We start from the raw sequence: 14,847 nt of genomic DNA, 5'->3' as shown, positions 1-14,847 counted from the left end.
TGCGCCGGGCCGAGCGGCCGTGCACCAGCACCGCCAGCGCCAAGGAGTGAGTTCGTCTGTCGACCGCCATCCTCACCGGTCCGCCGGTACCCGGGTCGTCGCTCGAGGGCGATCTGCGGTCGCTGGGCTTCGACGTGCGGGTCGCCAACGGCCCTGAGCACACCGCCGCCCTGATCGAGGCCGTGCCCGGTACCGAGAGGGTCGCCGTGGTCGACCCGCGCTTCGTGGGCCATGTGCACGCCCTGCGGCTGGCGCTGACCGACCCGCGCTTTCCCACCGCCGCCGTCACCGGCGCACTCACCGCCCAGCCGGCCGGACGCACCGCGCTGACCGGCGCCGTGCGCGCGGTCTCCGCCACCGTGCCGGCCGGCGCGGGAGCCGTCGCCGGTGACGGCGTCGTCGACGGTGTGACCGCCGAGCTCGAGGCGCGGGGCGTGTCCGTCCATCACCCCGAGCTCGGTTCGCTGGTCGCCGCCGTGCCCTCCGACGCGGAGGAACGGCACCGGACGCGCGCCGCCGTCGACGCGGTCGACGACGAGGCGGTGCGCCTGCGCTCCGCCGTCAAGGCGCGCGACGGCTTCTTCACCACCTTCTGCATCAGCCCTTACTCCCGCTACATCGCGCGCTGGTGCGCCCGCCGGGGACTGACGCCGAACCACGTCACCACCGCGTCGCTGCTCACCGCGCTCGTCGCGGCCGGCTGCGCCGCCACCGGCACCCGCGCCGGCTACGTCGCCGCGGGCCTGCTGCTGCTCTTCTCCTTCGTCCTGGACTGCACCGACGGGCAGCTCGCCCGCTACTCCCTGCAGTACTCGACGCTCGGCGCCTGGCTCGACGCGACCTTCGACCGGGCCAAGGAGTACGCCTACTACGCGGGACTCGCCCTCGGCGCCGCCCGGGGCGGTGACGACGTCTGGGCACTCGCCCTCGGCGCGATGGTGCTCCAGACCTGCCGGCACGTCGTCGACTTCTCCTTCAACGAGGCGAACCACGACGCGACGGCCAACACGAGTCCCACGGCCGCCCTGTCCAGCAAACTCGACAGCGTCGGCTGGACGGTTTGGCTGCGCCGGATGATAGTTCTGCCGATCGGCGAACGCTGGGCGATGATCGCCGTGCTCACCGCGGTGGCCACCCCGCGCATCGTCTTTTACGCCCTGCTCGTCGGCTGCTCCCTCGCCGCCTGCTACACCACCGCCGGCCGGGTGCTGCGTTCACTGACCCGCAAGGCGCACCGCACGGACCGTGCGGCCCAGGCGCTCGCCGACCTCGCCGACTCCGGTCCGGCGGCAGAGGCCGTGGCCCGTGCCACCGCCCGCGCGGCACGGAAGTTGCCGGGCATCGCACCGCTCGCGTCGGCCGCCGTGGGCGCGGCCGTGCTGCTGGCGACCGCCGCGTTCACCGGATTCGGCAGCGTCTGGACGCTGGTCGCCGCCCTCGTGTACGCCGCCACCTCGGGGCTCGCCGTCGCCCGGCCTCTCAAGGGCGCCCTCGACTGGCTCGTCCCCCCTGTCTTCCGGGCCGCCGAGTACGGCACGATCCTGCTCCTCGCCGCCCACGCGGAGGTGAACGGGGCATTGCCCGCCGCTTTCGGGCTGGTAGCGGCTGTCGCCTACCATCACTACGACACGGTGTACCGCATCCGCGGTGGCACGGGCGCGCCGCCGCACTGGCTGGTCCGGGCGATCGGCGGGCACGAGGGGCGGGTCCTGGCAGTCGCTGTGCTCGCCTTCCTGGTGCCCGCGGACATCACCGTCGCGCTGACGGTCCTCGCTGTGGCCGTGGCGGTCCTGGTGCTGGTCGAGAGCATCCGATTCTGGGTGTCCTCGCAGGCACCCGCAGTACATGACGAAGGAGAACCCGCATGATCGGCCTCGTACTGGCAGCCGGTGCCGGACGGCGTCTTCGCCCCTACACCGACACGCTTCCGAAGGCCCTCGTGCCGGTGGACGGGGAGACCACGGTCCTCGACCTGACGCTGGGCAACTTCGCGGAGATCGGGCTCACGGAGGCCGCGATCGTCGTCGGCTACCGCAAGGAGGCCGTGTACGAGCGCAAGGCGGCGCTCGAGGCGAAGTACGGCGTGAAGCTCACCCTCGTCGACAACGACAAGGCGGAGGAGTGGAACAACGCCTACTCCCTGTGGTGCGCCCGTGACGTCCTCGCCGAGGGCGTGATCCTCGCCAACGGCGACACCGTGCACCCTGTCTCCGTCGAGAAGACCCTGCTCGCCGCCCGTGGCGACGGCCAGAAGATCATCCTCGCCCTCGACACGGTGAAGCAGCTCGCCGACGAGGAGATGAAGGTCATCACCGAGGGCGACAAGGGCGTCCGGCGGATCACCAAGCTCATGGACCCGGCCACCGCCACCGGCGAGTACATCGGCGTCACGCTCATCGAGCCGGAGGCCGCCGCGGATCTCGCGGACGCGCTGAAGACGACGTTCGAGCGCGACCCCGACCTGTACTACGAGGACGGCTACCAGGAGCTCGTGAACCGCGGCTTCACCATCGACGTGGCTCCCATCGGCGACGTCAAGTGGGTCGAGATCGACAACCACGACGACCTCGCGAAGGGCCGTGGGATCGCGTGCCAGTACTGACCCGGCTCATCCCGTCCCCGGTCGTCGTCGACATCCATCGCGGCGCGCTGGACGACCTGGCCGGTCTCCTCGCCGACCAGCGGATCTCCGCGTCCGGCCGGCTCGCCTTCGCGATCAGTGACGGCTCCGGCCAGAAGCTGCGCGAGAGGCTCGCCCCGGCACTGCCCGGCGCGGACTGGTACGACGTCTGCGGCGGCACCATCGACGCCGCGGTGAAGCTCGCCGACGACATCAGGGGCAAGCGGTACGACGCGGTCGTCGGCCTCGGCGGCGGCAAGATCATCGACGTGGCGAAGTACGCCGCGGCGCGGGTCGGCCTGCCGCTCGTCGCCGTCGCGACGAACCTCTCGCACGACGGTCTGTGCTCGCCCGTCTCGACGCTCGACAACGACAACGGCCGCGGCTCCTACGGCGTCCCGACGCCCATCGCCATGGTCATCGACCTCGACGTGATCCGCGAGGCGCCCGTCCGCTTCGTCCGCTCCGGCATCGGCGACGCGATCTCCAACATCTCGGCGATCGCCGACTGGGAGCTCTCGCACCGCGTCACCGGCGAGAAGGTCGACGGCCTGGCCGCCGCCATGGGCCGCACCGCGGGCGAGTCCGTGCTGCGCCACCCCGGCGGCGTCGGTGACGACGAGTTCCTCACCGTCCTCGCCGAGGCCCTGGTGCTGTCCGGGATCGCCATGTCGATCAGCGGCGACTCCCGGCCCTCCTCCGGCGCCTGCCACGAGATCAGCCACGCCTTCGACCTGCTCTACCCCAAGCGGGCCGCCAGCCACGGCGAGCAGTGCGGACTGGGAGCGGCCTTCGCGATGTACCTGCGCGGTGCGAGCGAGCAGGCGGGCCTGTTCGCCGAGGTCCTGCGCCGGCACGGCCTGCCCGTACTCCCGCAGGAGATCGGCTTCTCCACGGACGAGTTCGTGCGCGCCGTGGAGTACGCGCCGCAGACCCGCCCGGGCCGCTTCACCATCCTCGAGCACCTCGACCTCAACCACGACCAGATCAGGGACGCGTACGCCGACTATGCCAAGACCATCAGTAGCTGAACTCCGCCCGGTCGTTCACCCCGCGGGTGTGAAGGACCGGCGCAGCGGGGAGCACTGGGGCGGCCGCCTCTACATGCGAGAGATCTCCCTGCGTATCACCCGCCTCCTGGTCACCACCAAGGTCACGCCCAACCAGCTGACCTACGTGATGACCCTCGCCGGTGTCCTCGCCGCTCCCGCCCTGCTCGTGCCGGGCATATGGGGGGCCGTCCTCGGCGTCGTGGCGGTCCAGCTCTACCTGCTGCTCGACTGCGTCGACGGCGAGGTGGCCCGCTGGAAGAAGCAGTTCTCGCTGTCCGGCGTGTACCTGGACAGGGTCGGCGCCTACCTGTGCGACGCGGCGGTCCTGGTCGGTTTCGGCCTGCGCGCCGCGGACCTGTGGGGCAGCGGCCGGACCGACTGGCTGTGGGCCTTCCTCGGCACCCTCGCCGCACTCGGCGCGATCCTGATCAAGGCCGAGACCGACCTGGTCGGTGTCGCCCGCCACCAGGGCGGACTGCCGCCGGTCAAGGAGGCGGCGGCAGAACCGCGCTCCTCCGGCATGGCGCTCGCCCGCCGGGCCGCCGCGGCGCTGAAGTTCCACCGACTGGTCCTCGGCATCGAGGCGTCCCTGCTCATCCTGGTGCTGGCCGTCCTCGACGAGGCCCGGGGCGACCTGTTCTTCTCCCGCCTCGGCGTCGCCGTGCTGGCCGGCATCGCGCTGCTCCAGACGCTGCTCCACCTCGTGTCCGTCCTCGCTTCGAGCAGGCTGAAGTGAACGCCCCGCTGAAGCTCGGCGCCGTCGTCATCACGATGGGGACCCGGCCCGACGAGCTGCGCGCCCTCCTCGACTCGGTGGCGGGGCAGGACGGCGACCCGATCGAGGTGGTCGTGGTCGGCAACGGCGCCCCCGTGGTGGACGTGCCCGAGGGTGTGCGCACGATCGACCTGCCGGAGAACCTCGGGATCCCCGGCGGCCGCAACGTCGGCATCGAGGCCTTCGGACCCGGCGGCTCGGACGTCGACGTCCTGCTCTTCCTGGACGACGACGGACTGCTCCCCGACGCGGGCACCGCCCAGCTGGTCCGGGAGGCCTTCGACGCGGACCCGGGGCTGGGCATCGTCAGCTTCCGCATCGCCGATCCCGAGACCGGGCTCACCCAGCGCCGCCATGTCCCGAGGCTGCGCGCCTCCGACCCCATGCGCTCCTCGCGGGTCACCACCTTCCTCGGCGGCGCCAACGCCGTGCGCACGAAGGTGCTGGTTCAGGTCGGCGGGCTTCCCGACGAGTTCTTCTACGCCCACGAGGAGACGGATCTCGCCTGGCGCGCTCTGGACGCCGGCTGGTCCATCGAGTACCGCGCGGACATGGTGCTCCTCCACCCGACCATGCCCCCCTCCCGGCACGCGGTCTACCACCGGATGGTGGCCCGCAACCGGGTATGGGTGGCGCGGCGGAACCTGCCCCTGCCGCTGGTGCCCGTCTACGTGGGCGTCTGGGTGCTCCTCACCCTCCTGCGGCGCCCGACGCTGCCGGCGCTCAAGGCGTGGTTCGGCGGTTTCCGGGAGGGATGGCGCACCCCCTGCGGACCGCGCCGCCCGATGAAGTGGCGTACGGTGTGGCGTCTCACCAGGCTGGGTCGACCTCCTGTCATCTGACAAGCTCGGTTCTGAGAGCATCGGGGCGACGAGCCACCTAGGCCGCGCCCCGAACTGCCGCGCATCTTGAACACGAAAGTTTCAACTTGTGAGTGACACAACCCATGACGGTGCCATCGCGACGAGCCCCCCGCCGTCGCCGGACGACGGCCTGTCTCCGTCACAGCTCGCCGCCAAGTACGGCCTGGCCGTCAGCGGCGCCCGACCGGGCCTGGCCTCGTACATCAGGCAGCTGTGGGGCCGCCGCCACTTCATCCTGGCGTTTTCGCAGGCCAAGCTGACGGCCCAGTACAGCCAGGCGAAGCTGGGCCAGCTCTGGCAGGTGGCGACGCCGCTGCTGAACGCGCTGGTGTACTTCCTGATCTTCGGCCTGATCCTCGACGCCGACCGGGGCTTCAGCACCGAGGTCTACATCCCGTTCCTGGTGACCGGTGTGTTCGTGTTCACCTTCACCCAGAGCTCGGTGATGGCGGGTGTGCGGGCGATCTCGGGCAACCTCGGGCTGGTGCGCGCGCTGCACTTCCCCCGGGCGTCGCTGCCGATCTCGTTCGCGCTCCAGCAGCTCCAGCAGCTGCTGTTCTCCATGATCGTGCTGCTGGCGGTGGTGGTCGGCTTCGGCAGCTACCCGTCCCTGTCCTGGCTGCTGGTGCTCCCCGCGCTCGCGCTGCAGTTCGTGTTCAACACCGGCTTGGCCATGATCATGGCGAGGCTCGGCTCGAAGACCCCCGACCTGGCGCAGCTGATGCCGTTCGTCATGCGTACCTGGCTCTACGCGTCGGGCGTGATGTTCTCCATCCCGGTGATGCTCGCCGACAAGCCGGCCTGGATCGCGGACGTCCTCATGTACAACCCGGCCGCCGTCTACATGGACCTCATCCGGTTCGCGCTGATCGACGGCTACGGTTCGGAGAACCTGCCCTCGCACGTCTGGGCCGCCGGCCTGGGCTGGGCTCTCCTGGTCGGCTTCGCGGGCTTCGTGTACTTCTGGAAGGCTGAGGAGCGGTACGGCCGTGGCTGAGAACATCGACAACAGAGCCGGGCGTGTCCCGACGGTCATCGCCGACGACGTGCACATCGTGTACCGCGTCAACGCCGGCAGCGGCGGCAAGGGCAGCGCCACCGCTGCGCTGAGCCGGATCCTGCGCCGGGAGAAGGGCGAGGCGCGCGGTGTGCGCAAGGTGCACGCGGTGCGCGGCGTCACCTTCACCGCCTACCGCGGCGAGGCGATCGGACTCATCGGCACCAACGGATCCGGCAAGTCGACCTTGCTGCGCGCCATCGCCGGTCTGTTGCCGGCCGAGAGCGGCAAGGTCTACACCGACGGCCAGCCCTCGCTGCTCGGCGTCAACGCCGCCCTGATGAACGACCTGACCGGCGAGCGCAACGTCATACTCGGCGGCCTGGCCATGGGCATGTCGCGCGAGGAGATCCGCGAGCGCTACCAGGGGATCGTCGACTTCTCCGGCATCAACGAGAAGGGCGACTTCATCACCCTGCCGATGCGCACGTACTCCTCCGGCATGGCGGCCAGGCTCCGCTTCTCCATCGCCGCGGCGAAGGACCACGACGTCCTGATGATCGACGAGGCGCTGGCCACCGGTGACCGCCGCTTCCAGATCCGCTCCGAGCAGCGCATCAGGGAGCTCCGCAAGGAGGCCGGCACGGTCTTCCTCGTGAGCCACAGCAACAAGTCGATCAGGGACACCTGTGACCGGGTCCTGTGGCTGGAGAAGGGCGAACTCCTGATGGACGGTCCGACCGACGAGGTCATCAAGGCGTACGAGAAGGAGACGGGCAAGTAGCCCCGGTCCCCAGCGCCCGCAAGGCCCTCGCCGGTCGGCCGGCGAGGGCCTTCCGCTTGCCGCCGGCTTCCGGCGGGGCGGCGCACCGGAGAGTCGACGGGCAGTCAACTTGCCCGGGATCCGGGAAAGTTGGGCCCGAACGCGGTGTTGTTCCGTTCTGTGCGGCACCCCAGGGCGTCGTTCGGTGTTGTACAACGTAAGCTGTACCGGGACCGAATCGCGGCAAGTGGGGTGATATGCCGCGATCCGACCGGTCGAACCTTCGGCCGCCGGACGGTCGGCAAGCGGCGCAGCATGCGGCGGCGTGTCCGAAATGGGATGTATTGAGTCGGCAGTGTAGAACGGGAGATGTGATGGCCATGACGGGAAATCTCCAGCTCCGCGAGCCCATCGCCGACTCCGTTCCCGGCAGCGCGCAGTGACGGGCACCGCGCACCCCCGCGCCGACGACCCGGCACGGGGCACCCTCGACAAGGCCGCCGACGAGAACTTCCCCGTCGCCCCCTTCTTCCTGCCCCGCGCCTGGCGCGACGACCTCATGGCCGTCTACGGCTACGCCCGGCTCGTCGACGACATCGGTGACGGCGACCTCGCGCCCGGCGGCGCCGACGCCCGCCACCTGGGCGTCGGACCGGACCTGGCCGACGACCCGCTCGCCCTCCTCGACGCCTTCGAGGCCGACCTGCGCCGCGTCTTCGACCTGTCCGGCGACGCCCCCCGCCACCCGCTGCTGCGCGCACTGCGGCCGGCCGTCGCCCGGCGCTCGCTCACCCCCGAGCCGTTCCTCGGCCTCATCGCCGCCAACCGGCAGGACCAGCTGGTACGCCGCTACGAGACGTACGACGACCTCCTCGCCTACTGCGAGCTGTCGGCGAACCCGGTGGGCCGGCTCGTCCTCGGCATCACCGGCACGGCGAGCCCCGAGCGGCTGCGCCGCTCCGACGCCGTGTGCACCGGGCTCCAGATCGTCGAGCATCTCCAGGACGTCGCGGAGGACCTCGCCCGCGACCGGATCTACCTGCCGGCCGAGGACATGAAACGTTTCCACATCACGGAGGCGGACCTTGCCGCACCGACCGCGGGTGCCTCGGTGCGCGCCCTGATCGCCTACGAGGCGCAGCGGGCGCGCGCCCTGCTCGACGAGGGCATCGGGCTGGTCGGCTCCGTCGACGGGCGGCTGCGGCTGCTGCTGGCGGGTTTCGTCGGCGGTGGGCGTGCCGCGCTCGCCGCGATCGCCGCCGCCGGACATGATGTGCTGCCCGAACCGCCCAGAGCGACCAGGCCGAGGCTGCTGCGTGAAGTGGGGACCGTCTTGCGAAGAGCGCGTAGAGAGGGATGAGCCGGACGATGGAGGGACCGACCCAGGTGCCGACCGCGCCGGTGCAGGCCGCGTACAGCTACTGCGAGGCCGTCACCGGACACCAGGCCCGTAACTTCGCCTACGGCATCAGGCTCCTGCCGCCGCACAAGCGCCAGGCCATGTCGGCGCTGTACGCGTTCTCCCGGCGCGTCGACGACATCGGCGACGGCACGCTGAAGCCGCAGGCCAAGCAGGACCGGCTGGAGGCCACGCGCGAGCTGCTCGGACGCATCAGGCAGGGCGCCGTCGACGACGACGACACCGACCCCGTCGCCGTCGCGCTCTGCGACGCCGCCCGCCGCTTCCCGCTGCCGCTCGGCGGCCTCGACGAACTCATCGACGGCGTGCTGATGGACGTCCGCGGCGAGACGTACGAGACCTGGGACGACCTCAAGGCCTACTGCCGGTGCGTGGCCGGCGCGATCGGGCGGCTCTCGCTCGGCGTGTTCGGCACCCAGCCCGGCGCGCGCGGAGCCGACCGCGCCGCCGAATACGCCGACACGCTGGGCCTCGCGCTGCAACTGACCAACATCCTCAGGGACATCGCCGAGGACGCGGCCAACGGCCGCACCTACCTGCCCGCCGACGACCTCGCCAAGTTCGGCTGTTCCGAGGGCTTCCACGGCACGACACCGCCGCCCGGCTCCGACTTCGCCGGCCTGGTGCACTTCGAAGTGCGGCGCGCCCGGGCCCTGTTCGCCGAGGGCTACCGCCTGCTGCCCATGCTGGACCGGCGCAGCGGCGCGTGCGTCGCGGCCATGGCCGGCATCTACCGCCGCCTCCTCGACCGCATCGAGCGCGACCCGGACGCCGTGCTCCGCGGCCGTGTCTCCCTGCCGGGACGCGAGAAGGCGTACGTGGCCGTCCGCGGACTGTCCGGCCTGGACGCCCGCCACATCGGCCGCCAGACCCACGGAGGGCGCCGGTGACTTCCCCGACGAACATCCCGGACCAGGCCGCGGCGCAGGCGCTCACCCCCGTTCGGCGGGCAACCGGCCGGCCCGCCGCCGCGTCACTGATGGTGGCGGCCACGGCACGTCACGTGCCCCATGCCGCACGGTCCACGAGGGAGGCACGCGGATGACGGCCGACGGCATGGACTCCCGGCACGCGGTGGTGGTCGGCGGCGGCCTCGCCGGTGTCACCGCAGCGCTCCAGCTCGCCGACGCGGGGGTTCGGGTCACCCTGCTCGAGAGCAGGCCACGGCTCGGCGGGCTCGCCTTCTCGTTCCGCCGCGGCGAGCTCACCGTGGACAACGGCCAGCACGTGTACCTGCGTTGCTGCACCGCCTACCGCTGGTTCCTCGACCGGATCGACGGCGCGCACCTCGCCCCGGTCCAGGACCGCCTGGACGTGCCCGTACTCGACGTCGCCGCCAGGAAGGGGCCGAGGCTCGGCCGCCTGCGGCGCTCCGCGCTGCCCGTACCGCTGCACCTCGCCGGGAGCCTCGCCGGCTATCCGCACCTCTCGCTCGCCGAGCGGGCCGGCGTCGGGCGTGCCGCGCTCGCGCTGAAGGGGCTGGACCCCACCGACCCGGCACTGGACGGCGTCGACTTCGCCACCTGGCTCGGCCGTCACGGCCAGTCGGCGCGCGCCGTCGCCGCCCTGTGGGACCTCGTCGGCGTCGCGACCCTCAATGCCCGGGCACCGCAGGCGTCCCTGGGTCTGGCCGCGATGGTCTTCAAGACAGGGCTGCTGTCCGAGCCCGGCGCCGCCGACATCGGCTGGGCCCATGTGCCGCTCGGCGAACTGCACGACACACTCGCCCGCAAGGCCCTCGACTCGGCCGGGGTGCGCACCGAACTGTCCACCCGGGTACGGCGGATCAGTCGGCCGGCGGACGGCCGCTGGCAGGTCGACGTGGACGGCGAGCAGCTGGACGCCGACACCGTCGTGCTGGCCGTCGCGCAGCGCGAGGCCCACGCCCTGCTCCCCGCCGGCGCGCTGGAGGATCCCGACCGGCTGCTCGACATCGGCACCGCCCCGATCCTCAACATCCATGTGCTGTACGACCGCAGGGTGCTCCGCCGGCCCTTCTTCGCCGCGCTCGGCACGCCGGTCCAGTGGGTCTTCGACCGCACGGAGGCGTCGGGCGCCAAGGAAGGCCAGTACCTCGCGGTCTCCCAGTCCGCGGCGCAGAACGAGATCGACGAGCCCGTCTCCGTGCTGCGGAAGAGGTATCTGCCGGAGCTGGAAAGGCTGTTGCCCGCCGCTCGCGGTGCCGGGGTACGGGATTTCTTCGTCACCCGTGAGCGCACGGCGACCTTCGCACCGTCCCCCGGCGTCGGCAGGCTGCGGCCGGCCGCGCGCACACGCGCCACCGGCCTGTACCTTGCTGGCGCGTGGACTGCCACCGGCTGGCCCGCGACCATGGAGGGCGCCGTGCGCAGCGGATTCAGTGCCGCGGCTGCTGCGCTCTCCGCGCTCGGCCGCCGCCATGAACATCCCCTCAAGGAGGCGGCGTGAGCACCAGTACTGGAACCAGAGGAGAAAGCGTGCCGACAGTGCACTCGGCGTACCCGGCTGACGACACCGCGCAGAGCCCGGAGAGTGTCGACATCTCCGCACTGCTGGAGCGCGGACGGACCTTGTCCACGCCGGTGCTGCGCGCCGCCGTGGAGCGGCTCGCGCCGCCCATGGACACCGTCGCCGCCTACCACTTCGGCTGGATCGACGCGCAGGGACGGCCCTCGGAGGGCGACGGCGGCAAGGCCGTACGCCCGGCGCTGGCGCTCCTGTCCGCCGAGGCGGCGGGCGCCGCGCCCGAGGTCGGCATCCCCGGGGCCGTCGCCGTGGAGCTGGTGCACAACTTCTCGCTCCTGCACGACGACCTGATGGACGGCGACGAACAGCGCCGCCACCGCGACACGGTCTGGAAGGTGCACGGACCCGCCCTGGCGATCCTGGTCGGCGACGCGCTGTTCGCGCTGGCGAACGAAGTGCTGCTGGAGAGCGGCACCGTGGAGGCCGGGCGGGCCGCCCGCCGGCTCACCACCGCGTCCCGCAAGCTCATCGACGGCCAGGCCCAGGACATCTCCTACGAGCACCGCGAGCGGGTCACCGTCGAGGAGTGCCTGGAGATGGAGGGCAACAAGACCGGCGCGCTGCTGGCCTGCGCCGTCTCCATCGGCGCGGTGCTCGGCGGGGCCGACGAGCGGACCGCCGACACGCTGGAGGCGTACGGCTACCACCTCGGTCTCGCCTTCCAGGCCGTCGACGACCTGCTCGGCATCTGGGGCGACCCGGTCGCCACCGGCAAGCAGACCTGGAGCGACCTGCGCCAGCGCAAGAAGTCCCTGCCCGTCGTCGCGGCGCTCGCGGCCGGCGGTCCGGCCTCCGAGCGGCTCGGCGAACTGCTCGCCGCCGACGCCAAGAGCAGCGACTTCGACAGCTTCTCCGAGGAGGAGTTCGCCACCCGGGCGGCCCTGATCGAGGAGGCCGGAGGCCGGGAGTGGACCTCCCAGGAGGCCCGCCGCCAGCACGCCGTCGCGATCGAGGCCCTCGACGGTGTCGACATGCCCGAACGGGTCCGTGCGCAGCTCGTCGCGCTCGCGGACTTCGTCGTCGTACGAAAGAGATGATCGCCATCACCATCGCAAGGACCGACCGGAGCAACAGCCGCACCATATGAAGCGCGTCGCCGGCCGGTGACGTCATCGTCACCGGCCGACGTCAGACCCCAGCTCAGCAGAGACCACTGCAACGAAGGGGAAACAATGACAGCGACGACCGACGGAAGCAGCGGGCCCGTCCGGGCCGGTGCTGCCCCTGCCGGCGACACGACCACGACGACCGCCGCCCGGACCACCGCGCCGGGCACCGACGTACGGGAAGCGGCCGGACGTGCCGCGGAACGGGCCGTCGAGCATCTGCTCGCGCGGCAGGACGCCCAGGGGTGGTGGAAGGGCGACCTCGAGACCAACGTGACCATGGACGCGGAGGACCTGCTCCTGCGGCAGTTCCTCGGCATCCAGGACGCGGCGACCGTAGAGGCATCCGCCCGGTTCATCCGCGGGCGGCAGCGGGACGACGGCACCTGGGCGACCTTCTACGGCGGCCCGGGCGAACTGTCCACCACCATCGAGGCGTACGTCGCCCTGCGGCTGGCGGGCGACCGCCCGGACGACCCGCACATGCAGCGAGCCGCCTCCTGGGTCAGGAGCAGGGGCGGCATCGCGGCGTCCCGCGTCTTCACCCGGATCTGGCTCGCCCTGTTCGGCTGGTGGAAGTGGGACGACCTGCCGGAGTTGCCGCCGGAGCTGGTCCTCCTGCCCACGTGGTTCCCGCTGAACATCTACGACTTCGGCTGCTGGGCGCGGCAGACCATCGTGCCCCTGACCATCGTCTCCGCGAAGCGGCCGGTGCGACCGGCCCCGTTCGCCCTCGAGGAGCTGCACACCGACCCGGCGAGGCCAAACCCCCAGAAGCGGTTCGCCCCCGCGGCCAGTTGGGACGGCTTCTTCCAGCGCGCCGACAAGGCGCTGCACCTCTACCACAAGGTGGCGCCCCGCCGGCTGCGCCGGGCGGCCATGAACGCCGCGGCCCGCTGGATCATCGAGCGGCAGGAGAACGACGGCTGCTGGGGCGGCATCCAGCCGCCGGCCGTGTACTCGGTGATCGCCCTGCACCTGCTCGGCTACGACCTCGAGCACCCCGTCATGCGGGCGGGACTCGAGTCGCTGGACCGCTTCGCCGTCCACCACGAGGAGGACGGGCTCCCCGTGCGGATGATCGAGGCCTGCCAGTCCCCGGTCTGGGACACCTGCCTCGCCACCATCGCCCTCGCCGACGCCGGTCTGCCCGCCGACCACCCCGCACTGGTGAAGGCGGCGGACTGGATGCTGAGCGAGCAGATCGTGCGCCCCGGCGACTGGTCGGTGCGCAGGCCCGGGGTCGGGCCCGGCGGTTGGGCGTTCGAGTTCCACAACGACAACTATCCCGACATCGACGACACGGCCGAGGTGGTCCTCGCCCTGCGGCGGGTGAAGCATCCGGACCCGGAGCGGGTCGAGGCGGCCGTGGCCCGTGGCACGCGCTGGAACCTCGGCATGCAGTCCCGGAACGGCGCCTGGGGAGCGTTCGACGCCGACAACACCAGCCCGTTCCCGAACCGGCTGCCGTTCTGCGACTTCGGCGAGGTCATCGACCCGCCGTCGGCGGACGTCACCGCGCACGTCGTCGAGATGCTCGCCCACGAGGGCATGGCCGATGACCCGCGCACCCGGCGCGGCGTGCGGTGGCTGCTCCAGGAACAGGAGGCCTGCGGCGCCTGGTTCGGCCGCTGGGGGGTCAACTACGTGTACGGCACGGGGGCGGTGGTGCCCGCCCTGATCGCCGCCGGGCTGCCCGCTTCCCACCCGGCGGTCCGCCGGGCGGTCACCTGGCTCGAGTCCGTCCAGAACGAGGACGGTGGCTGGGGCGAGGATCTGCGCTCCTACCGGGAGGAGCAGTCCATCGGCCGCGGCGCCTCCACGGCCTCCCAGACCGGCTGGGCGCTGCTGGCGCTGCTGTCGGCGGGTGAGAGGCAGAGCAAGGCCGTCGAGCGGGGTGTCGCATACCTGGCGCGGACCCAGCGGCCGGACGGCTCCTGGGACGAGCCGTACTTCACCGGTACCGGCTTCCCCTGGGACTTCTCGATCAACTACCACCTGTACCGGCAGGTCTTCCCCCTCACCGCGCTCGGCCGCTTCCTCCACGGGGAACCGCCCGTGGGCCGTGCGGCCGCCCGTGAGGGGGGCTGATGGGGGACCCACAGGAGCCTGCCGTCCCTGCCGTTCCGCTGCTGATCGCCTGCGCGCTGGGCATCGAGAGGTTCGCGCTGCGGGCCGGTGACCGGCGCCGCGGCGGGAGCGGAGCGACCGTCCTGCGCACCGGCATGGGGCCGGCCAACGCCGGCCGTGCCGTGCGCGCCGCGTGCGGCACCGAGCCCTTCCGGGAGGCGGCGGTCGTGGCGTCCGGCTTCTGCGCGGGGCTCGCCCCCGGCATGCACCCGGGAGACCTCGTGGTCGTGGAGGAGGCCCGGCTCGGCGGGGTCTCCACCGACTGCACCGACACGGACCTGCTGGTGAAGGCCGTGGCCAGGGCGGTCCCCGGGCACACGGTGCACCGGGGCCCGCTGACCGGCGTGGATCACATCGTGCGTGGTCATGAGCGTGCGGAGCTGCTCGCGGCGGGCGCGATCGCGGCGGACATGGAGTCCGCGGCGACTCTGAACAGCGCCATGGAGACCGGGCCGCGTCCCGTTGCGGCCGTCCGGGTGGTCGTGGACGCCCCGGAACATGAACTGGTACGCATCGGCACACTTCGCGGTGGAATATCAGCCTTCCGTGTTCTTCGTGCCGTAATGCCCGCATTTCTTGAATGGCACCGTTCTTTGCTGCTCCCCAGGAGGTGAGC

Annotated in this window: 13 protein-coding genes; all 13 read left to right on the top strand. The window is 71.9% G+C overall.

Features of this window, described 5'->3' with window-relative positions:
* Positions 1–56 precede the first annotated feature (56 nt).
* The gene (locus tag ACIPJI_RS20930; RefSeq protein WP_356623690.1) at positions 57–1,868 is read left to right on the top strand and encodes a DUF5941 domain-containing protein; all 1,812 of its coding nucleotides are present in this window, start codon (positions 57–59) and stop codon (positions 1,866–1,868) included.
* Positions 1,865–2,602 carry a phosphocholine cytidylyltransferase family protein gene (locus ACIPJI_RS20925; protein ID WP_307709598.1) on the top strand — a complete coding sequence of 246 codons (738 nt, stop codon included), beginning with the start codon at positions 1,865–1,867 and terminating at the stop codon, positions 2,600–2,602. The genes ACIPJI_RS20930 and ACIPJI_RS20925 overlap by 4 nt, the downstream gene beginning before the upstream one ends.
* Entirely contained in the window at positions 2,590–3,651 is a 1,062-nt protein-coding gene (locus ACIPJI_RS20920; RefSeq protein ID WP_307709599.1) for an iron-containing alcohol dehydrogenase family protein, read from the top strand. Before ACIPJI_RS20925 ends, ACIPJI_RS20920 begins: the two co-directional genes overlap by 13 nt.
* Positions 3,629–4,408, top strand: coding sequence for a CDP-alcohol phosphatidyltransferase family protein (locus ACIPJI_RS20915; protein ID WP_189464947.1), 780 nt, complete (start codon positions 3,629–3,631; stop codon positions 4,406–4,408). The genes ACIPJI_RS20920 and ACIPJI_RS20915 overlap by 23 nt, the downstream gene beginning before the upstream one ends.
* Positions 4,409–4,443: 35 nt before the next feature.
* Positions 4,444–5,289, top strand: coding sequence for a glycosyltransferase family 2 protein (locus tag ACIPJI_RS20910; protein WP_373465437.1), 846 nt, complete (start codon positions 4,444–4,446; stop codon positions 5,287–5,289).
* Between the two features lie 88 nt (positions 5,290–5,377).
* Positions 5,378–6,307 (top strand): ABC transporter permease, encoded by a 930-nt coding sequence (locus ACIPJI_RS20905; protein ID WP_402247917.1) that lies wholly within the window; start codon positions 5,378–5,380, stop codon positions 6,305–6,307.
* On the top strand, positions 6,300–7,091 hold the full coding sequence (locus ACIPJI_RS20900) for an ABC transporter ATP-binding protein (RefSeq protein WP_307709602.1): 792 nt from the start codon (positions 6,300–6,302) through the stop codon (positions 7,089–7,091). Before ACIPJI_RS20905 ends, ACIPJI_RS20900 begins: the two co-directional genes overlap by 8 nt.
* Before the next feature lie 418 nt (positions 7,092–7,509).
* Complete coding sequence (hpnC, locus tag ACIPJI_RS20895) at positions 7,510–8,430, top strand: squalene synthase HpnC (RefSeq protein WP_356623662.1); 921 nt, start codon at positions 7,510–7,512, stop codon at positions 8,428–8,430.
* Positions 8,427–9,380 carry a presqualene diphosphate synthase HpnD gene (gene hpnD, locus ACIPJI_RS20890; protein WP_402247915.1) on the top strand — a complete coding sequence of 318 codons (954 nt, stop codon included), beginning with the start codon at positions 8,427–8,429 and terminating at the stop codon, positions 9,378–9,380. The genes hpnC and hpnD overlap by 4 nt, the downstream gene beginning before the upstream one ends.
* A 151-nt stretch (positions 9,381–9,531) precedes the next feature.
* Positions 9,532–10,917 carry a hydroxysqualene dehydroxylase HpnE gene (gene hpnE / locus ACIPJI_RS20885; protein ID WP_356623664.1) on the top strand — a complete coding sequence of 462 codons (1,386 nt, stop codon included), beginning with the start codon at positions 9,532–9,534 and terminating at the stop codon, positions 10,915–10,917.
* A 38-nt stretch (positions 10,918–10,955) separates the two neighbouring features.
* Entirely contained in the window at positions 10,956–12,032 is a 1,077-nt protein-coding gene (locus ACIPJI_RS20880) for a polyprenyl synthetase family protein (protein WP_307710567.1), read from the top strand.
* Positions 12,033–12,167: 135 nt separating this feature from the next.
* A complete protein-coding gene (shc, locus tag ACIPJI_RS20875; protein ID WP_356623665.1) occupies positions 12,168–14,192 on the top strand; it encodes a squalene--hopene cyclase in 2,025 nt (674 codons plus the stop codon).
* Positions 14,192–14,845: a 1-hydroxy-2-methyl-2-butenyl 4-diphosphate reductase gene (locus ACIPJI_RS20870; RefSeq protein ID WP_307709607.1), complete on the top strand. Its 654-nt coding sequence runs from the start codon at positions 14,192–14,194 to the stop codon at positions 14,843–14,845. The genes shc and ACIPJI_RS20870 overlap by 1 nt, the downstream gene beginning before the upstream one ends.
* Positions 14,846–14,847: the final 2 nt, after the last annotated feature.

This window comes from Streptomyces sp. NPDC086835, assembly GCF_044745705.1.
Taxonomy (GTDB): Bacteria; Actinomycetota; Actinomycetes; order Streptomycetales; family Streptomycetaceae; genus Streptomyces.
The sequence above is the reverse complement of the archived record's forward strand: the minus strand, read 5'-3'. Positions and strand labels throughout refer to the sequence as shown.

Excerpts from the sequence above, each read along its gene's own strand:
- shc (WP_356623665.1), top strand. The coding sequence starts at position 12,168 with ATGACAGCGACGACCGACGGAAGCAGCGGGCCCGTCCGGGCCGGTGCT.
- ACIPJI_RS20925 (WP_307709598.1), top strand. The coding sequence starts at position 1,865 with ATGATCGGCCTCGTACTGGCAGCCGGTGCCGGACGGCGTCTTCGCCCC.
- ACIPJI_RS20910 (WP_373465437.1), top strand. The coding sequence starts at position 4,444 with ATGGGGACCCGGCCCGACGAGCTGCGCGCCCTCCTCGACTCGGTGGCG.
- ACIPJI_RS20915 (WP_189464947.1), top strand. The coding sequence starts at position 3,629 with ATGCCAAGACCATCAGTAGCTGAACTCCGCCCGGTCGTTCACCCCGCG.
- hpnE (WP_356623664.1), top strand. The coding sequence starts at position 9,532 with ATGACGGCCGACGGCATGGACTCCCGGCACGCGGTGGTGGTCGGCGGC.
- ACIPJI_RS20870 (WP_307709607.1), top strand. The coding sequence starts at position 14,192 with ATGGGGGACCCACAGGAGCCTGCCGTCCCTGCCGTTCCGCTGCTGATC.
- hpnD (WP_402247915.1), top strand. The coding sequence starts at position 8,427 with ATGAGCCGGACGATGGAGGGACCGACCCAGGTGCCGACCGCGCCGGTG.